At 46.2% G+C, this 25144-nt stretch carries 15 protein-coding genes; 4 read left to right on the forward strand and 11 right to left on the reverse strand.

From position 1 onward, the window contains the following. Nucleotides 1-119: 119 nt before the first annotated feature. The 4 genes from AC58U0_RS25350 to AC58U0_RS25365 form a co-directional block, all read right to left on the reverse strand. Entirely contained in the window at nt 120-1814 is a 1695-nt protein-coding gene (locus AC58U0_RS25350) for an ABC transporter substrate-binding protein (protein WP_497381684.1), read from the reverse strand. A 120-nt stretch (nt 1815-1934) separates the two neighbouring features. Then, nucleotides 1935-2834, reverse strand: coding sequence for a carbohydrate ABC transporter permease (locus AC58U0_RS25355; protein ID WP_497381685.1), 900 nt, complete (start codon nt 2832-2834; stop codon nt 1935-1937). Between the two features lie 74 nt (nt 2835-2908). Then, nucleotides 2909-3835, reverse strand: coding sequence for an ABC transporter permease (locus AC58U0_RS25360; protein ID WP_497381764.1), 927 nt, complete (start codon nt 3833-3835; stop codon nt 2909-2911). Nucleotides 3836-4115: 280 nt separating this feature from the next. Then, nucleotides 4116-6362: a helix-turn-helix domain-containing protein gene (locus AC58U0_RS25365; protein ID WP_497381686.1), complete on the reverse strand. Its 2247-nt coding sequence runs from the start codon at nt 6360-6362 to the stop codon at nt 4116-4118. A 141-nt stretch (nt 6363-6503) separates the two neighbouring features. Here AC58U0_RS25365 and AC58U0_RS25370 point away from each other — a divergent pair, with 141 nt between their 5' ends. Genes AC58U0_RS25370 through AC58U0_RS25380 form a run of 3 tightly spaced genes read left to right on the forward strand, consistent with a single transcriptional unit; the run spans nt 6504 to nt 10188 of the window. Next, nucleotides 6504-7988 (forward strand): spore germination protein, encoded by a 1485-nt coding sequence (locus AC58U0_RS25370; RefSeq protein ID WP_497381687.1) that lies wholly within the window; start codon nt 6504-6506, stop codon nt 7986-7988. A 26-nt stretch (nt 7989-8014) separates the two neighbouring features. Beyond that, complete coding sequence (locus AC58U0_RS25375; RefSeq protein ID WP_497381688.1) at nt 8015-9076, forward strand: Ger(x)C family spore germination protein; 1062 nt, start codon at nt 8015-8017, stop codon at nt 9074-9076. Continuing rightward, nucleotides 9076-10188: a GerAB/ArcD/ProY family transporter gene (locus AC58U0_RS25380; protein WP_497381689.1), complete on the forward strand. Its 1113-nt coding sequence runs from the start codon at nt 9076-9078 to the stop codon at nt 10186-10188. Before AC58U0_RS25375 ends, AC58U0_RS25380 begins: the two co-directional genes overlap by 1 nt. 66 nt (nt 10189-10254) lie before the next feature. On the opposite strand, the gene AC58U0_RS25385 is transcribed toward AC58U0_RS25380, so the two are convergent. Together AC58U0_RS25385 and AC58U0_RS25390 are read right to left on the reverse strand one after the other, a co-directional pair. Then, nucleotides 10255-10413: an alpha/beta fold hydrolase gene (locus tag AC58U0_RS25385; RefSeq protein ID WP_497381690.1), complete on the reverse strand. Its 159-nt coding sequence runs from the start codon at nt 10411-10413 to the stop codon at nt 10255-10257. Nucleotides 10414-10483: 70 nt separating this feature from the next. Next, complete coding sequence (locus tag AC58U0_RS25390) at nt 10484-11857, reverse strand: MFS transporter (protein ID WP_497381691.1); 1374 nt, start codon at nt 11855-11857, stop codon at nt 10484-10486. A 358-nt stretch (nt 11858-12215) separates the two neighbouring features. On the opposite strand from AC58U0_RS25390, the gene AC58U0_RS25395 reads away from it, so the two are divergent. Further along, the gene (locus tag AC58U0_RS25395) at nt 12216-12797 is read left to right on the forward strand and encodes a TetR/AcrR family transcriptional regulator (protein WP_497381693.1); all 582 of its coding nucleotides are present in this window, start codon (nt 12216-12218) and stop codon (nt 12795-12797) included. Between the two features lie 245 nt (nt 12798-13042). Here the strand turns inward: AC58U0_RS25395 and AC58U0_RS25400 are convergent, their stop codons facing one another. From AC58U0_RS25400 to AC58U0_RS25420, 5 genes are all read right to left on the reverse strand, one after another. Beyond that, entirely contained in the window at nt 13043-14062 is a 1020-nt protein-coding gene (locus AC58U0_RS25400) for a M14 family zinc carboxypeptidase (protein ID WP_497381694.1), read from the reverse strand. 51 nt (nt 14063-14113) lie between these two features. After that, nucleotides 14114-14986 (reverse strand): carbohydrate ABC transporter permease, encoded by an 873-nt coding sequence (locus AC58U0_RS25405; protein ID WP_497381765.1) that lies wholly within the window; start codon nt 14984-14986, stop codon nt 14114-14116. 8 nt (nt 14987-14994) lie between these two features. Next, the gene (locus tag AC58U0_RS25410) at nt 14995-15903 is read right to left on the reverse strand and encodes an ABC transporter permease (RefSeq protein ID WP_497381695.1); all 909 of its coding nucleotides are present in this window, start codon (nt 15901-15903) and stop codon (nt 14995-14997) included. A gap of 70 nt (nt 15904-15973) precedes the next feature. Next, nucleotides 15974-17527, reverse strand: a complete 1554-nt coding sequence (locus AC58U0_RS25415; protein ID WP_497381696.1) for an extracellular solute-binding protein — start codon at nt 17525-17527, stop codon at nt 15974-15976. A gap of 411 nt (nt 17528-17938) precedes the next feature. Continuing rightward, the gene (locus AC58U0_RS25420) at nt 17939-24829 is read right to left on the reverse strand and encodes a fibronectin type III domain-containing protein (protein ID WP_497381766.1); all 6891 of its coding nucleotides are present in this window, start codon (nt 24827-24829) and stop codon (nt 17939-17941) included. Nucleotides 24830-25144: the final 315 nt, after the last annotated feature.

Consider the following 25144-nt stretch of genomic DNA (forward strand, 5'->3'; position numbering starts at 1 on the left):
AATGAGCCACACTCGCTTCCATTAATTTGTATGATCATCGCCTTAGTTATAGCAGTCAGAAATCGCATAGTTCCGCCATCAGATCAGATCCGAAGGCGGAACATAAGAAAGCTCTTATATTACTTTTTGGCAATTGCCTTTTGATAGATTTCGATATACTTGCCTAGCTGCAAGCCGTCAAAACCTTTTACATAGCTATCCCAATCTTTCTCAATGTCCTTGCTGCCCGTAATGAACTGCGCCATGTTGGATTTAATGTAATCGCGGATTGTCGTTTTCAGTTGGGCTGCCACTTCCGCATCTTCCAGAGCAATGAACACACTGGATGGATACATCATCTTCGATTGGAAAGGTTCATATTTCGCCGATTCACGCTTAAGTCGAACTTCGTATGCCCCTTCAGCAAACGGATCTTGAAGGGCTGCCCACGAATCGCGGTATTGGAACGTTCGAAGAGACGGACCGATCTGTTCCCAACCATCGTTGTGTGTCGGTTTGGTATCAGCTTTCGTAATAATCGCATATTTCGCCGGTTTGCCGTTCATATCCAGCTCGCCGTCCTTCGCTTTGCGCCATCCTTGGCCTTCTGGACCGCGCTCTTCAAGCACGATTGCTTCTTCCGTGTACAAATAGTCGGCCAAACGGATTGCGGCAATTTGCTGTTCTTTCGTCGCTTTATTCGTAATCGCCATCTGCGAGTTGCCCACTCCCGCATAATACCCTGCTTGCTGCACACCGTTCGGTCCTTTGAGTGGAGGAACGGTTACGTACTCTCTATGGCGTGGGTGCTTTTCGTCCGGCGAGTGCGCGTAACTGATCAAAGCCGTTGTAATGCCTCCCATCACATTGGCGTCCTGACGGTTGCCCAACTGCTGAATCGCGTCGGAGTTTTGCGTAAAAGACGCTGGATCGATCAGTCCTTCCTTATATAACTTGTTCAGGTACAACAATCCCTGCTTCCATTCTGCCTTATTGGCGGACAAATCCACTTTGCCGTCCTTCAACTGGAGGAAAGTGCCGCTGTCTTTGTCCACCTGGTCGTCGATAATGAACGAGTTCATCAAAAAGGAGGCGATGTTTCCTGCCCACATGTCGTCGGAACCCGTAAGCGGAATCTCGTCTTTTTTACCGTTGCCGTTCGGATCTTTTTCCTTAAATGCTTTCAGCACTTGGTAAAACTCATCCGTCGTTGTCGGCATTTTCAGCCCGAGCTTATCGAGCCAAGACTGGTTAATCCACAGCTTCTGGGCGTAGTTGCAGTGATAGCATTCGTTTATTTGCGGAAGCGCATAAATGTTGCCATCCGGTGCCGTGATGGAGCTCTTCAGATAAGGCAGATCGGCCATCGCTTTCTTGAAGTTCGGCGCGTATTTATCAATCAAATCGTTCAGCGGAATAAACACGCCCTGCTTGCCGTACTTCATCTGCTCGTCTTTGGTCAAGGACCCATGTAAAATCACTTCCGGATAATCGCCGCTTGCCAGCATCAGCTGTTTGCGGTCGTTAAGCGCTTTGTCAGGTACGAGGTCCCATTTAATTTGAATGTTCGTCTTGTCCTGAACGTATTTCGTAAATGTATTGGTCTCCATATTCTCGATGCTGGCGAGCTGAGGTGCAAACATTTTAATCGTCATCGGCTTCTTTACGATCGGGTATTGTCCAACAGGTGAAAACACATCGGTCGCGACAGGCGCGCTGGTTGAAGGTGTGTTTGCCGCAGGCGTACCTGATTCTGTGCTGCAAGCGCTCAAAACGAGCGAAAAGCTTAATGCTACCCCCATCGTACCCGTGTAAGCTTTATGCCATTTTTTCATATAGATGACTCCTCCCATTTTATCGAACCCTGTCATTTGAACCCAAAGGAAGTAATCTAAGCTGCAAGACTAACGTACCACCACCTTTCAAGTTAATTGAGCTGTTTGGCCGCCATAGCCTTACCCTTTCAATGAACCGATCATGACGCCCTTAACAAAATGCTTCTGCACGAACGGGTAGATGATCAACACGGGTGCACTCGCAACAACGATAAGAGAATACTTGAGCAAGTCCTTCAGCCCCTGCTGAGCCAACATTTGATCCACTTTGGACACCATGGTCGCATCAATTGTGTTCAAAATCAGAATGTTGCGCAGCACGATCTGCAGAGGAAACAAATTCGGCGATTTCAGGAAAATCAAGGCATCGAAGTAAGCGTTCCAATGGCCGACTGCATACATCAGCGTTAACACAGCCAGAATCGGTTTGGAGAGCGGAATCACGATACTGGTAATGAACCGGATGTCGCTGCAGCCGTCAAGTTCAGCTGCTTCGGCGATCTCATTGGGAATCGTTGTTTGAAAAAAGGTACGGGCGACAATAACTTGAAACACCGCCATCGCTCCTGGTAAAATCATCGCCCAGCGTGTATCGAGCAAATGCAGGTTTTTCACGACTAGATAGAACGGGATGAGCCCTCCGTCGAACATCATCGTGATGACTAGGAGTATCATAATAAAATTGCGGCCGTAGAACGTTTTTCTGGCCAGCGGATAAGCAAGCATGACGGTCAATGCAACGTTGACGGCCGTACCGGCGACTGCATAAAAGAGCGAATTCAAGTAACCGGATACGATTTGTGGATTGCGGAACACCGCTTTATAGCCCTCCAGCGTAAACTCGACCGGAAACAGCCACACCTTACCGGATACGACAGCTTGCGGCGAGCTAAACGATGAGCTAATGATGAATATGAGCGGGAAAAGGACGACAATCAGCACCACAGTTAATAGCATGTAGATACCGAGCAGAAACAACCGATCGCCCTGCGATTCCCGAATCGCTGTCGTTTTTAACATAAATGATCCTCCTTACTGCGGACTGACGCTCCTGAATTGTGCACAGCAGCGGGTTCTTGCGACTTCATCCGTCGTTACCACAAGCTCGAATTGGACAGCTTCTTAGCTATGTAGTTGACACCTACGAGAAGAATCAGGTTGACGACTGAGTTAAAGAAGCCGATTGCTGCTGAGAAGCTGAAGCTGGAGCTAAGCAGACCCACCTTGTACACATAGGTCGAAATGACTTCCGACGTGCTGACGTTGAGTGGATTTTGCATCAAATATATCTTTTCGAAGCCAAGCTTCATTATGTTACCTAAATTCAAAATCAGCAGTATGACGGAAACTGGGATCAGACTTGGGATATCGATATTAATGATCTTTTGAGGCCTCGACGCGCCATCCACTTTAGCCGATTCATACAGTTCAGGGTTAACGCCTGACAGAGCCGCTATATAAATGATGGCACCGTAGCCCGTATACTGCCAAACATCTGACCAGACATAGATCGATTTGAACAAGCTGGGAATTCCCATAAAGTTTGTGTTTTCCACGCCGAGCAATTGCAGAAACTTGCTGATGATTCCAACGTTTGGCGATAGGGTTACGATGAGAATGGACACCATGATAACTGTTGAAATAAAGTAAGGCGCGTAAGTGACCATCTGCACGCTCTTTTTGAAAAATCCGTTGCGTATTTCATTCAAAGCTAGCGCCAGTAGGATCGGGGCCGGAAAGCCGACAAGCAAGCCGTACATACTGATGCCGAGCGTGTTCTTCATATACATCCAAAAATTCGGCGATTCGAAAAATTGTTCAAAATATTTCAAACCGACCCAGGGGCTTCCCCAAATACCTTTGATGACGTTGTAGTCTTTGAAAGCAATGACAACACCAGCCATAGGAATGTACTTAAAAATAACCAAATAAAGAAGCGGCAGCAATATAACCAAATATAACTGCCAGTGACGCTTCATTTTTTTCCCAACGATGTTTAAAGATGACTTGCTCCCGGGCATTGCCGTTTTATGCTGTTTGCTTTGGTTTGGAGGTATGGACGTCCTTAACTCCTTTTGGATGATTGACATTAGCTCCTTCTCCTTTCGTCTGATCTGATGACGCTTTCATAACTTAATACTAGAGTGCGATAGCAGGATGCTGCAAGAAACAAGAATCGTGGCCCTAACCTTTTTCGCATAACCTGAAAATACGCGCAGCTCCGGTTATTAGCCGGAGCTGCTGCTTGATAACCAATATTAAACTGATGGTGAGCAAGCTCTGCAAACAGTTTTCTACCGCTTAACCAATTTCACCCAGTTGCCTACGTGCCGCTTCCTCGCGGAATTCGCTAGGGGAGCTGCCAACCACTTTCTTAAACGCGCGGCTGAATGAAATCGCACTTGTATAACCGACCTGCTCGGCTACCTCTTGCATGGAAGCTTGTGATTCCGTAAGGAGACGCTGCGCAACCTGCATACGGATATCGATCAGGAAGTCAACGAACTTCTGTCCGGTCTCTTCCTTAAACAGCTTACTTACATATTTGGCATTGATGTTGAAGTTTGAACTGAGATAATCGAGCGACATATTCGGATTGGCGTATTGTTCTTCGATGAATTTCCGCATATCGCGAATCGTAGCTGCATGCAGACGCTGCTCTAGCGCTTCCTGCAACACGGTGCCCAGACTATTCAACACAGCCAAAGTCTCTTCCCGCATTTGTTCGAGAGAATGGCAAAGATCAACGGTTTCGCTTAGTTTCGGCAAACCGTCTCGTGCCCATATGTCCTGAAACTCTTTTGTCATTCCCGCCATTTCCCGACCCAAATAGTAGATGAAATAATTCATCAGATTCGTAATCTCGTCCTTCGTCAGCAGCCCCTGTTTCATTTCGCCAAACAGCTCGTCGAACTTCGTCTTCCAGTCTTCGTCGAGCAGTCTGAACGACTGGACAATGGAGCGAATCGCGTTCAGATGCGAGAACACTTCGGCTTGGCCGTGATTTGCGATGTGCTTGCTTGTAATGAGACGGTTTTCCCCTAGCACAATTTTGTGTTTCAGTGCCGTAAGCGCCCCTTTGTATGAATTTGCAACATCGGAAAGTTGTACAACCTGCTCGCCGATACCGATCGTTACCGTAAACTTAAGGTTATCCTGTGTCCACAGTCGGACGCTCTCAAATAGCTCGAGAATCACAGAATGCTCGCTGGCCTCCTCTTCGCCCTCAAGGAAGACCATAACGCTGAGCTGAGACGCGGAAGTCCACTCTGCCCACAGCTCGAGTCCATGCTTGGGGGCAAGCTCCTGAATGACGCTGCGAAGCGCGAATTTCAGCAGATTCTGGTCTATGCGTGAGTATTGGCGGCAAAAGTCGTTGTATTTATCCATTTCGATCACAAGCACAACTTGTCCGTCGGAAGGGCGCGGAAGCTGCAGACTGCTCGTTTCTTCTATCCATTCGTCGATCGTTAAGCCCGTACCGCCTTCAATGAGTTGATGGAACAAGTACCTCGTTCTAAGATGCATGTCCTCTTTGTGCTTTTGCTGATACTGATTAGATTGCTCAATAATATTAACGAGTGCAGACTCGATGAACGAGAACTCATCCCCGCCCTCCTTGGACACACTGCCTGACAGCGGAAGACGGTACCCTCGAATACGCGCAACAATCTGCTCAAGCGGTTTCGAATTGCGTCTGGTCACATAAACTAGCCATATGAATCCAAACACAATCATGGCGATCCCGATAATAAACCACACGTTATACAGCGAGGAGACGATATGAAACACCTTGCCGTTGACAAGTCCACTTTGATAGGACCATCCCGTATAGCTCGATACATAATTAGAGAAGACCCTCGCTTGTTCCTTAGAGTTCGAATCTTTAAACAAATCATTGCCTGAAGCGTCCTGGACCCCGATAAAGCTTGCTTTCGAATCGTACAAGTCGGCGATATTTTTTTGCAAAGAATCGGTCGCCACGTTGACAACGATCATTCCTTTCTCGCTCGTTATGAACGGCGCCCCCCGAACAAGACTGACAACAGGCTTACTGCCTTTCACCGTAAACTGTTCAAAGTCTCTAACGCCCGACCAGTGTTTGGACAGCTGCGGAATCATGGCTCGTTTAATGAACGGTTCATCCTTATAATTGCTGAGTTGATCGCTTGTCGCATTGCTGAGAACGAAATTGTCCTCAAAACGCACCAAATAGATCGAATCGATAATGGGATAGGAAGAGATCATTTCCTGCATTTTTTTAACCGCGCTTATGTTTATGTAAACGTTGTCTTTTGCATCATTATTAAAGAAATCAATCAATTGCTTATTATTAATCGATTCGGTCATCACCATATTGTCAATCGCTTTGAGGGAAGTGTCAATCAGACGCATCGCCTGTAGTGACAACATTTTGTTGGCGTTCAGCGCCTCCTTCCGGCTTTGCTCGCTGAGCAGCTGAAAAAATACGAAAAACGTAAACGTGACCACGATAAAAAAGATAGGTACATACGAAAGCAGCAGCCGATGAAATAACGTTTTCCCCATGTTCAGCCTCCAATTTAGAATACCTGCTATTGTTTATTTCTTTATTCAGATGTTATTCCCTTCCCCTAACGTGAATCGGCTCCCTTTTTACGAATAATTTCCATATCCATGTTCATAATAAGTGGAAGATATGACTGAGAGGTGTTGATTCCAATTCCAGAAAATATACACACGGTTTTGAAAGATACCTTCAAATCGAATGATTTTGTGCAAACTGTGCATACTATCCACGCTACCCGGATTCACTTTACATATTGCAAAGCCATTGTAGACCAGGAACTTATTCAGAATGAATTATTGCACCGGATTCAAGTCTCAGAAGCAGAAATAAATCATCTTCTTGTGTTAAAAAATGTGATTCCGCTGGAGAATATCAAGTTATCATCAAATGTGGACGAAATTTCACAAAGTTTGATGAAAGGCTTCATTTATGTTCAGCTGGAACCTGATTTAAATGAAGGGCTTTTAGTCCATGTTGCTGATCTAAGACGCGGGTATCGGCTTAATAATGAAGCGGATAACGAATACAGTGTCATTGGTCCGAAAGTCGGCTTCGTCGAAGATATCGATACCAACCTAAATTTACTTCGAAAAGAGCTTATTTCTGAGAATTTACGTTTTGAGGAGTACATAGTAGGTTCACTTTCCCAATCAAGAGTAACGATTGTTTATTTGGACGGTGTTTGCAACCCCCAGCATGTAAATACAGTAAGACAAAGAATTGAAGATGCTGGTGATGATGTGTTATTTGATAGTTCTATTCTTGACCAAATCATAACGGATAACGCAAATTCACCATTCCCTTTATTTATGTCTTCGGAACGCGTAGACAGGGCAAAATATAGTATTTTAGCCGGCCAAGTGGCCATATTTAGCAGCGGGTCTCCTTATTTCATAGCCGGACCTACCACCGTGTTTGATTTTTTCGTCTCACCCGAAGATTATTATCTGCCATGGGTTTTGGCTTCTTTCTTTCGATGCATAAGGTATTTTGGGGTTGCCTTCTCTATTCTTGCAACTCCCTTCTATGTTGCCGTGTTAACTTTTCATTATTCCGTCATACCGCAATCTCTTCTAGGCCCGATTATCCAATCTAGAGCGAACGTCCCCTTTGCGCCGTTTCTTGAAGTATTGCAATTAGAATTAACCGTGGAACTACTACGTGAAGCTGGCGTCAGATTGCCAACCAAAGTCGGACAAACTTTAGGGATTGTAGGCGGTATCGTACTAGGGCAAGCAGCCGTGCAAGCCTCTCTCACGAGTAATGTATTAATTATCATTGTTTCTCTTTCTGCACTTTCCTCATTTACTACACCCATCTTTAAAATGGCTAATACTATACGTTTTCTAAGGTTTCCATTGATAGGCTTAGCGGCAGCATGGGGTAGTTTAGGCATAATAATTGGGCTCACGCTTCTTTTAGGCCATTTGTTGAGATTGAAATCGTTGGGTACTCCCTACATAGTTCCTTTGTTCCCATTTCGTTTCCGTGAATTCAAAGATAGTTTTATTCGCTCCTCGCTCAGTCTTACTTTTAATCGACCTCGTTACTTTCGCCCGCTCTCGTTGAAAAGATATAAGGTAAGCAAATCGAAGGATATTCCTGACGATTACAATAACGAATAAATTTCTAAGTAAGGGAACTAGAGTCAATGAAAAGATATTTCCCCCTCCTTTTCTTTTGCTTTATTTTATCGGGATGCGCAAAAGAACAAATAATAGATCGGGTTAAGCTCATACAAACTATGGGATACGACTTGCAAGGAAATACATTTAAGATGAGTGCCACCTATTCTGCATATGAAAAGAAAGCGAAATTGTTTTTGCTTGATGGAAAAGGTAAAACGTTAACTGAGGTACTTCCAATTTTCACTTCGCAATCGGATCGCCAGATTGCAATCGGTCAATTGCAGACATTAGTCATTAGTGAAAAAATAGCAAGAAGAGGAATTTCAGAGCTTGCCAGCACCGTTGTTCGAGACCCCCTTATTAGTAATCGCTCTACACTTGTTTTATCAACTGATCAGGCTAGAGATATCTTAGCTGAAACTTTAAAATATCCATCCATCTATTTATCAAATCTGATCAAACAAAATATGGAGAACGGGAATACACCTTCCACAAATGGCCATATATTTCTTGACCAATACTTTGGAGAAGGCCAAGATGTTTTTTTGCCCATTTTGGTAAAAGACCCTAAAGGTGTTTTGCAAATGGATGGTGTAGGTGTTTTTCATGGTGATAAATTAAAGCTTTTGCTGACAAATCATAAAGGTTTATTCATTAAACTCCTTACAGACGATAAAGTCAACATCAAGAAAAGCACATATATCTTCAATAATGATCAAAACGAGCAAATTTCATTTAAAATTATTTACGCGAAACGAAAAATGATCGTACAAAATGAAAAAGCCTTAATCTCACTTAAGCTCGATATTGACCTCGGAAAATATCCAGTAACCTTAAAAGTTTTTGAAAACAACAACGATATGCTTGATTTAAAGAAACAAATCGAAAATAACTTAACAGCCGAAATTAAAGCCACGCTGGAAAATTTCCAAAAGAATCTTGTCGATCCCATTGGGATAGGCAATCTTCATAGATCTCGCCAACGGAATTGGAATGAGCAAAAATTTACTGCTCAAATTTACCCAAACATACAATTTGATGTGCAGACAGATGTTAGAATATTATCATTGGGAGTTGGACATTAGTGCAGAACGCGGTAAAGGAAAACTACTTGATCTCCGGTTTCTTTGTATTTTTCCTCATCCATGCTTCTATGGTCGGAGTTGGTGGCTTTAGTCTTCAACATTTAATTTTTGAATTTGCAGGCAACGATGCTTGGATCTCCGTTCTTTTAATGGGGTTAAGCCTTCATGTCATCATTTGGATGATATTTAAGATGCTTGGCCATCCAGCCAAAGATGTCATCGACTTACATCGCATACTTTTTGGTAAATTCATTGGGAATGCCGTTTCTTTAGTGATGGTCGGATACTATTTTATACTGGCTCTAACGCTCTTTCGCGGCTACATCGAAATCATACAAGTTTGGATGTTTCCAACCCTTAGAACCTGGATTCTGGCATTCCTATTCATCTGTATCATCTATTACATCGTTTCTGGAGGATTTCGAGTATTAGCCGGCTACTGTTTTTTCGGGGTTATTTTCTCGATGCTGATACCATTGTTACTGTACTTCAATATCCAATATGGACATGTTATTCATATATTGCCTATACTTAATCATTCTATAAAAGATCTGCTCACGTCTCCTAAATACTCAGGCGTCATGTTTATGGGATTCGAAAGTTTACTCATTTATTTTCCATTTATAAAAGCCCCCGAGAAAAATGTAAAATGGGCTCATCTCGGTTTATTTTTAAGCACACTCAAGTACTCCTTACTAATGTTTGTAACCCTCATATATTTTAGTCAGGGGTTATTAAGGCATACCTACTGGCCAACCTTGGTCATGATAAAAGTGATTGAGTTTTCACTTATTGCAAGGGTTGAATTTATTTTTATATCTATTTTGCTTATGATTATTATCCCCATGCTTTGTCTCTCGATTTGGAGCTGTACAAGAATTATTAAAAGAGTTACGAATCTTAAACCTTCATTGTCACTATTCTTTATCCTTATAGCATTCTTTCTGGCCTCTCTTCCATTCAACGATCGCGTTGAGATCGACTGGTTAGGAAAAAATGTTGTTGAGATTGGATTTTATTTTATTTATGGGTATATCCCGCTACTCTTTATCCTTCATCTAATTCGAAGCAAAATCTCAAAGAAAAAATCAAAGACTATACGACCCGAATAACAAAAAACCAGCCAAAACACGAAATGGTGTTGGACTGGTTTTTGGTGTTATCGTTACTTAGTCGGATTAATCTCTATTTAGAAACATGGAAACATGTTTGGCAAACAAATCCGCGTATTGAAACAGGAATCCGTGACCGGAATCCGGATAAATAATCAATTGTGCATTAGAAATGCGCTGGGACACAATATAAGAAGTCTCAACTTTCACTCTGTTTAACTGCATTCATGATTAATCTTCTCCCCTGAGATAATTTTTATTGTCCAAAAGTTAATTTCCACATAAATCATAAGTCTTATGCCATTTGTGGCTTTCTCAATGTCGTTCTGAGATAACCAATTGCGCAACCGATGGATAGAATTACCACTATCGTTAGACCCCAATAGATGTTGCTATAAGCACTCGCTTGAGGGATGTTCTTCTGCCAAACAAGGGCACTTGCTGTCATAGCAACACCAAAAGCTCCGCTAAAAAATTGGAGAAGTTGAAATAGACCGAGTCCTGATCCAATCTGTGATGGCAGCAGTATTCTAGACATTTCATTAGATACACTGCTATTCAAAATAGTGATACTAACGCTCATTAGCATATAAATTAACATAATCGAAACAAATGAAGTTCCTTCGAACAAGGCGAACAAAATGACAGAAGCGAGAAGGAACAAAGGTAGAACTCTGATAATCGTGTTGTTTCCGCGCGCATCAATGATACGGCCAACCCGTCGGGATACGAACACGGCTAATATCGAGCCCGGAAAAATGACAAGACCGGCTTGAATAGCACTTAGGCCATACTGTTTAACAAGGATCTGCGGCATTAGGAATAGTGTAGCAAAGCTACAAAGATACGCTGCTATCCCCACAGCTCCTAGAATGAGAAAAGACCGATTCAAGAATAGTGATGGGAGTACGAAAGGCTCTTTAACCGATCGAATGCGGATGATAAATAAGGCAAGAGCGACAAGTCCGAACATCAACATGAACCATGAGTGGTTGGTTAAGAAAAGCAGAAGTCCTGTCGTTCCAACGCCAATAAATAGTGCGCCTAGGGCATCAAAAGACCCTTTACGCGGCTCCTCCTTCGGAATGAGAACTACAAAGAAAGGCACTAACAGCAAAGTAACTGCAGTTACGACGAACAAAATATGCCAACCTAAGTATTGGACAATGGCTCCGCCGACGACTGGACCTAAGCCAAGACCTAGCGATATGGAAGACATAATCAGAGCCATTGCCTTACCCCGCCGCTCAACCGGAACATACCGGGAAATCAAGTTTAGGGACAAGGCAGGGATTGAACCTGCTCCAGATGCTTGCAGAATGCGGACGATTAGCAGCATGAGGAAATTGTTACTGAACAATCCGGCGATTGCCGCAAGGCTGAGAAATAATATTCCGATAATAAAGAGCCTTCGGATTGGAATGAAGTCAGCTAATCGGCTATACGTTATGGATGCCATCGCGAAAACAATAGAGTAACCCGTCACAATCCAAGAGGTAGATGAAGCAGACAGATGAAAATCTTTTGAAACAGCAGGTAATGCCAAATTAAACATCATCGTGTTCATGATGACGAGTACGATCGCTATACCGAGTAGAAGGGTAACCACACCTTCTTTCATAACACCCTGATCTTTCACATCGATAGAAGTATTCTTCATCTTAAACATCTTTGTTTACCCCTCCCAAAGCTTCCCAAAATTCTTTAGTTCTAATTTTCCCACCGTGGTGGATTTAATTAATTTTTCAATTCAATTACTCATAAATACCCTCCATTTGAATTTGATTTCAAGTCATAATAATTAAAGAACGATCATTCTCAAATAGACAGAGAGATAATCGTTATCGGCTGCGTTATCTAAGCTCAACTATACGCCATTCAAGAATGATCAGTCAACTATAATATTTGGATATGAGGATACACCTTTGGTTTTTCGAAGTTGAGGTCAACAATATTCAAAGTAATTTAGCTATTTATTTTGACTAAGCGTTCTTAAATTACTATACTATCCTTAAGGAGGTTATCCTATGCCTAGACCAAAAGAATTTGATCAAGAACTCGCTTTAGATAAAGCCATGGAGCTATTTTGGCAGCAAGGCTACGAAAGAACTTCTATTCAAGACCTTGTGGAAAAGACGGGTGTTCACCGTGGAAGCCTGTATGATACATTCGGAGACAAAAATCAATTTTTCTTGACCTGCCTGGATCGGTTCCGTCAAGTTTCCAACCATAGACTTTTTTCTATCTTAGAGGAATCCGGTTCTCCTAAAGTGGTGCTTGCCCATTTCTTTGATAAGGTGATCGACAGTGCCTTGAGGAACGAAACGCAGCGAAGGGGATGTTTTATTGCAAATACGGCCATGGAGCTTGCAGCAATTGATCCCGGCATCGCCAGTAGGGTTGAAGCTTTTAACCTCGATATGGAGTCTCGATTTTACCAGTTTCTATTGAAGGCGCAAAAACAGGGTGGAATGAAATTCCACCATACGCTACGCGAGCTTTCAAGGTTTTTGGTTAATACGCGCAACGGCCTTTATGTACTAGGCAAAACCGCTTCAGATCGGCAATCTCTGCAGGATGTTGTGAAAGTAGCCTTATCTATTTTGTGAATCGATAAAGCCAAATATAAGTTTCTAATATCTCAAGTTGAATAAATTCAACAAATTTACTTACAATAAAACAATAATCTAATAAAAGAGATTTCGAAGTGACGTTTGAACAGGCCGCGCAGTCGCGTCAAGCCACTTTATCGGACCCATAACATAAAGGGCTGTCTCAAGTAGATTTATACCTACTTATAGAACAGCCCTGTTTCGGAGCTTATAAATGTGGTTGAGGTCGTTCAGAATATACCCTAGTCTTCTTTCAAGTTAAATCGGAACATTTCCTCAAACAATACGAAGTGGCTGTCCAGAATCTCCTCCGTCGTTAATTTAATTCCTGGAGCCGCTAACCCCATATTGGATTCGAAAGTCATGCTCATTCCACCGCATATGTGATGGATCGCAGATGTTAGATTAAACGAAGGATTAGACTTCCTCCCATCATCCACGACCAGTTGATTCCTTTCCGTAAATGGCAGTTCCTGCAACGCAAAAGCATCAACAAGTCTATGATTAAACTCCTGCTGTTTTTGCATGACGACATATGGCAAATAAGGAATTTCACAAAAATGATTTTCATTATTTGCACCACCATGCAGTAATATGGACATATCTGGTGCTTCCGCATCGGCAAGCGCGAGCAGCGCACGGGTCTCCTCTGCCATCGGAGCAAAGAAATTGTCGTGCATCAAATTAACGCCATCATCGTTAAAATAAGAGCCGAGATCGTCCGCAGCATCCTTGATGGGATGAACCGCTTTGCAGTCTGGCCATGAACAAAGCGTGCCGTCTTTCCAGGTTCCCTGCATATAATAGACGAACTTCTCGTATGGGACATCGATCAATGAATCGACCGGCAGCCTTGCTCGTCCATCGGGATTCATGCAGGGGATGAGCAGCAGCCGGAATCTATGGGCATTTTCAAATAAATAATCATGCCGTTTCCCCCGGTAATCCGTCCCTGTTTCGAGCAGTTGGATGAGGTTCATTACAGCGACGATCCCCTCCAGTTCGCCGCCGTGAATGCCTCCGACAATCAATAGAACGGGTTTGTTTTCCTTCCTTTTAAGTGCGTAATGCTCCGGTTTTCCTGCCCCGCAAGCCGAATTGTAATTGGCTCTCCGTCCGAAGTCCTCCTTCTCGCCGTATTCAACTATATAAATGTTTCGTCCGCCTGCCGAGGAAGTTAGCCCGCTAGCTTTGCCCATCGTGACATTCAACAAACCTGCTTCAATTTCCGTCAATTTGCTCTTCCAAAACGATTTAACCATCGTTTATCCCCCTCCACCATTTTCCAAGCTTCTTTGATTTCCCCCTGTGATTCATCCTTTTACTGACCCCATCATTGAGCCTTTAACAAAATGCTTCTGAATGAAAGGGTACACCAAAAGAATTGGAAGTGTGCCCACGAGAATAACAGCATACTTCAGCGATTCCAATACGACCGCCTTTTCTCCGATTGCCGTACTTACAGTGGTGTCCGTAAGTTGGCCGATCAGGACGATATTCCGAATCGTAACTTGAAGCGGATATAAGCTTGCATCCCGTATATAGATAAGTGCGGAGAAGAAGTTGCCCCAGATTTGGACGGCATAGAACAACGAAATCGTCAACATCACGGGTTTAGACAGGGGGAGAATAATTCTTAGCAGGATGCCAAGATCAGACAGTCCGTCGATTTTACCGGACTCCTCAAGCTCCCGGGGAATGCCTTGAAAAAATGTGCGCATGATGATCAGGAACCAGGAGGAAACGAGACCGGGCAATAACATTGCCCATATAGTATCTAACAAACCAAAGCTGCGAACTACGAGATAAGTTGGGATCAATCCGCCTGTGAAAAGCATGGTGAACACGATGATCATCATAAACGCTCTGCCGAAGACGAGATTTCTTCGCGACAATGAATAGGCTCCCATCGTGGTGAAGATAAGTGAAAGTGTGGTTCCGAGCACAACATAGATGAGTGTATTTTTGTAGCCAACCAGAATACGGTTGTCCTTAAGAACGGCTTTGTATGCGTCGAAATTGATACCTTTTGGCCATAGGCTGATCTGATTTCCAGTCACATATTCGGAAGAGCTTATTGAAACTGCTGCCATATGAATGAAGGGAAACAACATGCAACACGCGAAGATTCCCATCAGCAGGACGTTAACAATGTCAAATAGACTAGTGCGTTTAATCAACTTCATCTTCTCCCTTACCATAGGCTTGTTTCTCCAAATCTGCGGCTGAGCTTATTGCTCGCATATACTAGGATGAAACCGATGATCCCCATAAATAAATCAATAGCCGTGCCGTAACTGAATCCGCTTTGCAATAGGCCCACCCGGTAAACGTAAGTAGAGATGACGTCCGACGTGTCGTAAGTCGCAGCATTGGACAATAGAAATACTTTTTCGAAACCGATTTCCAAAACATGACCGATCTGCAGAATGAACATAATAACCACCGTCGTCGCAATTCCGGGAAGCGTCACATGCCAGATCTGCCTTAACCTGCCAGCACCATCCATTTTTGCCGCCTCATACAGCTGCGGATCAATGGTCGTTATTGCGGCAAGAAAAATAATAGAGCCCCAGCCCACTTGCTGCCATATTTCCGAGCTGACATAGATCGTTCGAAACCATTCGGATTCCTGCAAAAAATTGATGGTCGGAAATCCCAACCGTTGAAACATATGGTTGAGCCAGCCGGTGCTCGGCGATAGTAACATAACAATAATGCTTGAAACGACTACCGTAGATAGAAAATAAGGAAGGTAACTAACCGTTTGCACGAATCGTTGGTATACCTTACTTCGAAGTTCATTCAATAAAAGAGCCAGTATGATCGGAGCGGGAAATCCAAAAAGGAGCTTATATCCCCCGAGCACTACGGTATTCTTGATAATGATAAGGGCATCGGGATTTTCAAGGAACAGCTTGTAATATTTAAGACCTACCCATTGACTCCCTGTCAGACCCTTGAACAAATTGTAGTCCTTAAAAGATATGACAATTCCGAACATGGGAACATATCTGAACAGAATGTAATAGACCAGCACGGGTGCCAGCAGCAGCAAAAAAATCTGATCGCGCTTTATTTGCTTTATAATGGATGGCTTCAAAGCTGGTTCTCCTTCCTGAGGAGAAAGGGCTGAAACACCGTCAGCAGGCGTTCGGCCCTTTCGTTATCAATCACTGCTTATTATTTTTTTTGAGTCGGTCCAATCCAATCTGATAGGCATCAATCAGCTTCTGCGAGCCCATCTTGTTCAGCTCAGCCAGGAAAGCATCCCACTCAGTCATTGGCTTCTCACCCAAAATAAATTTGGCTACAGATGATTCATAATATTTGTTAATTTGTTCCTCTACGAGTGAAATAGCACTTTTCTCTTCGCTTGTTAATGGAGGCAGCGCGTTGATGACAGGGAATTGATACTTAGCAGCTTCCGAGTAGGAATACTGTTCATTTTCATTACTAAGCGACTTCGAGGCCTCAAAATCAGCCAGCCCATAAGCGCCTGTCGTAAACATACCCATTTCTTTACGCAGGTCATTAGGCTCTTTGAATCGTGGCAGAAACTTACGTTTGTTGTTTTCAACTGTATAGGTTTCTCCTTCTTTACCCCAACTGAGAATGTCCTTCCCTTCTTTGGAATAGATGAAGTCAAGATAGCGCAATGCGGCGTCCAAATTTTTCGTTTTGGAGGATACGGCGAATCCGAATTCTTCAAAGTTCGTATTTGGAATATACGCCTTGCTGCCGTAGCCGACCGGCGGTGCCATGAATTTCAAATGAGCGCCATTTCCGCCATTCTGAAGCTGCGTGTTCATGATTTCGATCTGACCGATAAATTGAATGGTCATGAACGATTTGTTCGTTGTAATGAATTGTGTCCATGCCTTATAGTCCATCGAGAGCCAATCCGGCGGCGTCAGACCTTCCTTATGGAATTTGTTCAAATATTCTACCATTTTCTTGAAACCCGGATCGGTCACCCCATGCTTGATTTTACCGGTAGCCTTGTCCTCGAAGAAAGTTGGATAGATTCCGAACGCTGGAGCAAAGTATTTCAAGGTATTAATGCCATGCCGGAAAACGAATGGATAGCTGTCAGGGTATAGTTCCTTTAGTTTCTTTGCAGTTACGTATACCTCATCCCACGTCTTCGGCTCCTGGAGGGAATGCTTCTTGAAAATATCATCTCTATAAAAATAGACGGTCTGGTTTCCTGCCCCCATACCATCATTAAGCACATGGTACATTTCTCCACCCGGCGACGTCATTCTTTGAGCAACATCGGGTCTGGAAACCAGGAAGGATTTAAGATTAGGCATCTTGTTCAGATGTTTGGATAAATCCAGGAAAGCGCCCTGCGGCCCATACTTTTGAGCGTCAGGCGGAAAAACAGACATTAAATCCGGCATGTCTCCAGATGCGATGGCAAGTGCTAATGACTCTGGACCCGTTTGCGTCTCCTGATTGATTGTGATGTTCGTCTTCTCCTTGACCCACTTCCATACGGCCCAATCTTTCTTAACAGGCCAGGCACTTGATAGCTCGGTTAATAAACGTAGCGTTGCCGCTTCAGCTGGTTTAACTGAGGCTGTTGCACCCGCTGATGCGTTCGGGCTAGGGGGAGAAGTTGAAATTTCAGTACCGCTTTCTTTACCCGTACAGCCTGCTAGTAACGCTGTTATTACGGTGAATACAAGGGCTCCATTTTTCATTTTTTTTCTTTGTATCAAGTTGAATACACCCTCCTTTTTATTTGTCCTTCGGAAAAACGGATTGTTCTGCATCAAGCGATTATGTATTCGTTTTCAAAAGCGTTAACCTGCCTGATATCGTCATCATAAGACATCACTTCAACATCGGTAAATCAACAGAACTGATCATTTTGCAACTACTTTACGCTTTTCTAATAATAATACCAATTTCCGCAAAAAAGCTTATTCATTTATGGGGCACGTTTCTTACTACACTGTACAACTTGCCTAGCTTATTCCTAATCACATAGTCATTTACCGAGTCGAATCATTATCTATGTATAAAAAAATAAATTCTGACGTGTAAATAAGGGGTAACCTCTCGGTCAACCCAAAACTTACAAATAATGAAAAATCCGGCACCCCTAGGTGCCGGATCCATAAAAAGACTCACATCTGAAAAACAATCGTTGGGCTTACAGCGGTATCGGCTACGTTTTCCTTTCTTATTCCTCCGTATGCGATACTAAACGTAAACGAGCCGGGCAACAGCTCCTTGCTCGTCTTGCCTCCGCTTGTCGTTCCAAACGTTCGCCAGCTGTCCGCGTAATAGCTAGCGCTGCCTCCGTTTAGCGGATTCCCTTGACTGTCTTTCAACTGTACCTTGACGTTCACCGTCTGGAAGTTGACGACAGCACTCACTGCCGTATCCTGCTCCTTCTGCAAGCGCGTGCCTTCGTACGTCATCGCGAAGGAATAGGATCCGGGCAGCAGTTCTTTACTGATCTCGCCATTCACTGCAGTGCCGATCGTCCGCCAGCTCCCCGCGTAATAACTGGCGCTGCCTCCGCTAAGAGGATTCCCTCGGCTATCCTTCAGCTGTACCTTGACGCCTACCGTCTGGAAGAGGACAACGGCGTCTGTTCCCGTGTTTTGCGACTTCTGCATGCGTGTTCCTTCATAGGTTATCGCAAAGGCATAGGACTTGTTCGGCAACAATTTGCTAACCGTTCCGGATGCGTCAGTGACTCCGAAATCTTTCCAGCTGCCGTCATAATACGATATGACGCCGCCACTGAGCGGATTGCCGCTGCTGTCCTTGAGCTGCACCTTGACGGCGGTCGCTGCAAGCGTAAAGCCAAGCTGCTTGACGGGCTCTATATTTCCCGCCAGATCCGTCGACTTGAAAAGCAACCTGTAGGATCCTTGCTTGTCGAACGTGACGGGCGCAGTATAAGTTTGCCAGGAAGTCCCGTTATCCTGGCTGAACTCGGTTTTCGCCACGCCCGATGCGTCATCGCTGCCAGAGAGCGTGACCGTGACCGGCCCCATGTACGTGCCGTTCGGTCCGTCCGGCTGCGACGGGGATGCACTAGCACTTGTCATCGGAGCCGTCCGATCGATATTGCTTACCGTATAGCTCGTCACATTAGACACCTTGCCACCCGAACTCGTTCCTCGTGCAAAAACCGTGTCATTTACCGATAGAACGATAGGGGCTGCGTATGTCGTCCACGAGCCGCCGGAGCCTATTTTATATTCCTTTATCGCCGCGTCGGCCGGGTAACCGATCATTAGGGTGACATCCGTATTGGTCGGTGTTGTCTTATCTGCGGTGAAGGTGGCGTCCGGCGGAGCAACCGATTTTTTATACAGCGCCACATAATCAAACAAGTACTTGCTCGCGAATCGGTTCGTGCTGAACCGGAACGAATCGATCGAAGTTGCGGACGAGTTGTTGTAGAATTTGACTCCGCTGACCGTGTATACGCCGGTTGTTGGATTAACCGAGCCTGTATCGGACGACGTGCTCGTATAGCCCTTGAGGGCATCCATTTGCACAGTCAGGTCATACGTCTTCGCTGCTGTATCCAAATCGAAGCGGAGCGTAACCCACTGGTCGCGCGGAAGCGGGAAGCCGGTGGGCTTAGGGATCTTGTAGGCCGTCGCATTGTTAAAATAGCCGAATGTACCGTCCGAGAAGCCGGTAAACCGCACGGCATCGTTACCTGCGCCGCCTAGCTTGAGCTCGAAGTTGCCTATGTTTGGACTCGTTTCGCTCAGCTTCTTAAACATGAATCGGGTTTCGAATGTGACCTTCCCGCTTTGCGCCGTGTTCGTTCTCGTCACAATCGGGTCTTCCGTAAAGTCGCTGTCGGACGCGTAGGTTGAATCCTTCACCTGCAGAACTTTGCCGCTTGAATCCGGAGATGACTCGATCGTTACCGTCGACGTCGATCCGGTTTTCAATGTCGCCTTCCAATTAGTGGCTGTCACATTACCCGTCGTCATGTCGTCGAACGATTCATAATACTCCCCGCTGCTGATTACAGCTGGCAGGGTCACCGTCGTACTCGGACCATCTGTCGATACGTTGCCCTTGCTATCTGCAGCCTGGACCCGGAATGTGTAGGTGCCCCCCGGCGTCAGATTGGTTACGTCATGCCCGTACACGCCACCAGTAACCGTACCCGCTTCTACGAAGTCCGTCTGTCCGACCTCTTTCCGATAGATGAAATACGAAGCTACTTTTCCCGAGTTATCTGTTGCGGGATCCCACTCCAGCCTTGCAACGCTTGGGAAAAGCTGAACCGGCCTGACAGCGGCCTGACCTTCCCAAGAGGGAGGTATCGTATCTTCCGTAGAATCGTACATCGTCACGTAATCGAACAGGTACTTGCCCGCGTATCGGTTCGTGCTGAAGCGGAACGAATCGATCCCCTCGAGGGATGGGGTGTTGTAAAACGGAATCTCCATGACCTTGAAGACACCGGTCGACCGATTCAGCGAGCCATTTTCCACTAATCCGATATAGCCCTTAAGCGCATCCGTCTGCAACGTGAGGTCATACTTTTTCGTCGCCGTGTCCAGATCGAAGCGGAGCGTGATCCACTGGTCGCGCGGAAGCGCGAAGCCGCTCTGCTTCGGAATTTTGAACGACGAGAGGACGTCTTTATCTAACTTCCAGAATCCGAATGACGCGTCTGAGAAGCCGGTGAACCTTACAACATCCGTCCCGAAGCTGCGAAGATTAAGCTCGAAATTATCGGAGTCTGGGCTCGTGTCACTCAGTTTCTTAAACATGAATCGAGTTTCAAAAGTGACCTTCCCGCTTTGCGCCCTGTTCGTTCTCGTCACAATCGGGTCTACCGTAAAGTCATCCTTGTTCGCGTTGGTCGAATCTTTCACCTGCAAGACGTTGCCGATGAAGTCAGGAGACGGCTCGATCGTTACTGTCGACGTCGACCCGGTTTTCAAATCCACCTTCCAGTTACTGTCGGTTACATTACCCGCCGGCAGATGATCGAACGATTCATAATATTCGCCGACGTTAGCCGCACTCGGCATCGTGACCGACAAGCTCGGTCCATCGATGGTTTCGTTGCTTTGCTCATCCGCCGCCAGCACCCGAAACGTATAGGTTGCTCCCGGCAGCAGGTCTTTCACATCGTATGCGGTCACATGCCCCGCAACCGTTCCTACTTTCATGAAGGACGACTGGGCTCCATCCTTTCGATAGATCGAATACGTGGCTACATTGCCCGAATTATCCGTTGCAGTGCTCCACGTTAATCTTGCGGTTGTCGTAAATAGATGACCTGCCCGGAGGGATGCCGACTCTCCCCATACAGGAGCTGTCGTATCGATCGCCGCAAAACTGAGCGGCACGCTTTCGAGAGAACGATTATCGCTTGTATCCACGGCCACAATGGTGACCGAATACGGTTTCCCGGCTGTCAAACCTGTGATCGTTGCCGTCGTCGTGCCGTCCGGGACAACCAGCTTTTGCACACCGTTCACATAGAGAACATATTCCTTCATTCCGACATTATCGGTCGACGGCGTCCAACTAACTGTTGCAGTCGAGTCTGCTTGAGAAACCAGCTGCAGATTGGCGGGAGCTAATGGTCGTACCTCGTCCGGCTGCTCTTCGATCAATCCGACCCAATCCAGATTCATCGCGCCACCAGCGTGCCACATTGTAATGTCGATAGGACCTGCTGCCAACTGCTGCCCTGTCTTGACCCGCAGCCCTTTCCAAACATCGGGAGTAGACCCCCAGTTGGGATTGCCATTCGAGTCGGTCGTGATCGGCGCATTAAGATAGTACGCCTGATTTCCGATCATCGCCAATCGGCCTACAAGCGTGCCGACCGGCAAGCCTGACGTATATTTCAGGACAAGATCGTATTTGCCGGCTTTCGGAATATTCATCGTCCACTTCGCCCACTGTCCCGGTTGATCCCAACCCGCTAAGCCGACACCGCCGGACAGGAAAGGACGGTTCGAATATTTGGTAAAGCTCTTGCCGCCAAAGGCGGCGAATGATTCCGCTTCCTGCCAATTGACATACAAACTCGACCTCATCTGATCCGGATTAGACCAAAGTTCGGTATTGGAAGAGGCTTCCGATCCAATCCTCCTCATCTTCAGCATCCCGGTCGCGCCTTGCAAAATGACGCCTGCGTTCGCTTCAAGGTAAACGCTATGCCGCTGCCCATGCCGCTCGAACAGCAAGCCGGATGGAGCCTCCTCCAACTCGTACAGCCCCGCTTCGTTCGTCAATTTCCCCCAAGCGACGGACGCCCCTTCCGAGTCACTATAAGCATGCAGCGTCGTCGATCCCGACACGCCGTCAATGACGGTCTGCAGCGTCAAGTCGGGGAGCGGCTGCGGCATCGCGATATGGTTCAGCTTGAAATCGCGCTGCCCCTTCTCGACATGAACGGTCAGCGTGCTTCCGGCCTTATCCCAATGCGCACCGCGCAGTCCCATGCCGTCCGTCACCGATCCGCCGCGCGGAATGTCCGTTCCGCTGCCGCCATCGCGAAGACGATCGACACCCGGAGCATATAGAGCCACCTGCGAATCCGATGGACTCGATACGGACAGCCGATCTTTTCCGTACACGATCGTAGACGGTTGATCGCTCTCGATCAACGTGACGCCGTCCTTGACGACCTTCGTCCCGTCGACAAGCATGACGGAATCGCCTTTCAGCGCTACAGCGGTTCCGTTAAAGCGAACGCTGCCCGCATCGATTTCATCTCCTATCGTTGTCATCCGGATATAAACGACTGTACCGTCGGCGAACGTCAACTTCATGTAATTCCCATGGTTTTCCGAAACAACATTCTGTGGCGATGAATCCCGCTTATAGGCTTCAAGCGTCGAAACAAACGTCGCTTTATCCGTCTTCGGCGTGATGAATGCCGCATGCTTCTGCTGCTCGCTGGCATAGGCCCCGCCAGGCGTTAGTACCGCTCCGCCAACGCCAAGAAATTTATCCTCATACTCCGTTCGCAGATTTTGCGGAGCGTGGAATCGGACCTTAAGGCCCGCTTGGCCCTTCAGTATCGTCGCTCCCGCATGATCCTGATCGAGAATAAGCTCATCCTCGGCATGCAGACGCCACTCGAACTCGTTGCCTTCCGAACTCCCCGATTGCAGCTGATCGATGACGACGAACATATTCGGCCTGACATAGATGACATTGCGGCCCGCTTTGGACAAGGCATTGCCATAAGCAACGGACGCATCGCCGCTTACCGCATCAAAATCGGGATGCGTGACGAAGCCGACCACTTTGCCATCGGCATTGATGTCATTAATCTGCTGACCGTACTTCCCGTCGTATGTAATCGCATTGGAGGAGAATGTTTGCTTGTTGTAATACATGTGATGGTCAGTTCCGTAGTCGTCGTAAAACCCGCTCTCAATCGCAAGCGGTTCGCCGAAGGCGTTGATGATGAAGCTGTTCTGATCGGCATGCATATGATTGTAGCTGCCGTATGGGCTGGATCTAAAGTAGAGCGACACGGCGTCCGGGTCGTATAACTCAGAATGCATCGCCACGACCCCGATATCCTGAAACCATCTAGAATCCGGCATATCGACCGGCGGTCTCACAGCCAGATTACTATCCCCGTAGAAATAGTTGCTCAAATCCGGGTACATACCTGATCCGACCGCCTGTGCCGCCCATTTCAACCGGGGATCTCCGGTCATTTGGGCAAGACGGGTATAGGCGGACACGCTGTAGCCTCCCGGCGAGTCTTCGCTGCCATCGCCGAAGATGCCCTTCGGACTGCCTTTCGGCCACGCATAGAGCGGATAGAGGCCTTCGTTCCGGGAAAACGCTTTGTCATACAAATTAAATCCGGTTGCAGACAGAAGGACATCCATAAACTCCTTGCCGAACAAGTTCGAATACTGCCAGTATCCCGTTCCTTGAGACCATCCACCGTTCTCTCCGCCCCAAGGATGCATAAAGTTGATGTAAGCGGGAACGACACTGCGGAACCAGTCTTCGGCAGCTGGAATATCGTGAAGCATCGCCGTTGCGATGATGCCGATATAGCCGAATGCCGTCCAACCGTGTGAGTCGAATGGATTCTTCGCAATCGAATGGTTATTGACGAGATCCTCCAACATCGTTACGGTTCGGGTTTGAACCATATTCTGAATCTTCGGCTTCTCTACAACCGGCTCCAATAGGTCGTAAAGCCAGTCATAAGCCATCGCGGACTTATATGTAATGTAGCGATGAATTTGGTCATGGGATTTGTAGCTGGTTACCCCATTCGTGTCCCAACCCGCAATATCAAGCAGGCGTTGTTTCGCCTTACTTCCGACCTCCATGTTCCCCGAGATGAGATAGACGAAGGCCATATCCATCATTTCATTGACGACTTTATCGGAATAGGCGCGGTCAACCGACGTCGGTGCCTTCGGCGGATCTGTATTCAAATTCGCCATTGCCCAAGTATACTTCGCATCATAGAACTCCTTGCCCGAAGTCTGAGCCAAACTTCGGAACGCGGGCAGCGTATCGGCTTTGGTCCAAATTCTCGGATGCTGATTACCGACCTGGCTCATGAGCTGTAGGGCGGAAGGAACGACGAACGGGACATTTTGCTCTTCGATACGAAACTTGCGAATGACGCTCCATTCCGACCAGCCGCCCGCCGAAGTATGGTACCTCACTCGCCAATACCAGGTACCGCTATCAAACACATGCGGGAAATTGTAATAGTTTACGGCCAGCTCTGAATTCTCGTAGACAACACTCGAAACCGTAGCGCTGCGGCTCACCTGCAGGTCGTATTTGTCCGAGCCAGGAACGACCGGCCATCTAAAATCAGGCGGGTTCTGCGTCGTCACGAGCGAATCCTCCGGGCCGAACGGCATATTAAACCCCGTTAAGACCGCAGGAGGCCATGATGACGCCGTCTCGGCGGCCACGGAATTATTCAAAAAGGGGCCTACATTAAAAAAACCTGAAACCAACACAAATATCATCCCCATCGCCAATCGCCTTGCCTTTATCCAACCCCTCACTTTCAAATCATCCCCTCCATCCATTATTGAAAAATCGTTTTTGCTGATTCCTGTTGAGTGAATCCGCTTTCAATTATTCACCCTCCTTTCGTTAGGATAATCGTAATTGGCAGGAATCGGCTCGTATATGAACGGAACCAGTGATCGTTCAACTTTTTTTCATTCTTCCAAAAAAAATGCCAACTTCCGTAAAAGAGCCTAAGAGCCCCAATAAAAATATGATGGGAATGATGCCAGGATAAACGGAAGAGCTGTCCCGAGGGACAGCTCTTTGTTATGGTTGCACTTCGTGTTCAAGCAGCCTCTCATACGTAC

It is taken from the genome of Paenibacillus sp. J31P190 (genome assembly GCF_059692075.1).

What these genes read in the sequence shown, in the direction of transcription:
- AC58U0_RS25395 (WP_497381693.1), top strand. Translation starts at nt 12,216, where the DNA reads ATGCCTAGACCAAAAGAATTTGATCAAGAACTCGCTTTAGATAAAGCC.
- AC58U0_RS25375 (WP_497381688.1), top strand. Translation starts at nt 8,015, where the DNA reads ATGAAAAGATATTTCCCCCTCCTTTTCTTTTGCTTTATTTTATCGGGA.
- AC58U0_RS25405 (WP_497381765.1), bottom strand. Translation starts at nt 14,986, where the DNA reads ATGAAGTTGATTAAACGCACTAGTCTATTTGACATTGTTAACGTCCTG.
- AC58U0_RS25350 (WP_497381684.1), bottom strand. Translation starts at nt 1,814, where the DNA reads ATGAAAAAATGGCATAAAGCTTACACGGGTACGATGGGGGTAGCATTA.
- AC58U0_RS25365 (WP_497381686.1), bottom strand. Translation starts at nt 6,362, where the DNA reads ATGGGGAAAACGTTATTTCATCGGCTGCTGCTTTCGTATGTACCTATC.
- AC58U0_RS25390 (WP_497381691.1), bottom strand. Translation starts at nt 11,857, where the DNA reads ATGTTTAAGATGAAGAATACTTCTATCGATGTGAAAGATCAGGGTGTT.
- AC58U0_RS25400 (WP_497381694.1), bottom strand. Translation starts at nt 14,062, where the DNA reads ATGGTTAAATCGTTTTGGAAGAGCAAATTGACGGAAATTGAAGCAGGT.
- AC58U0_RS25385 (WP_497381690.1), bottom strand. Translation starts at nt 10,413, where the DNA reads ATGCAGTTAAACAGAGTGAAAGTTGAGACTTCTTATATTGTGTCCCAG.
- AC58U0_RS25355 (WP_497381685.1), bottom strand. Translation starts at nt 2,834, where the DNA reads ATGTTAAAAACGACAGCGATTCGGGAATCGCAGGGCGATCGGTTGTTT.
- AC58U0_RS25360 (WP_497381764.1), bottom strand. Translation starts at nt 3,835, where the DNA reads ATGCCCGGGAGCAAGTCATCTTTAAACATCGTTGGGAAAAAAATGAAG.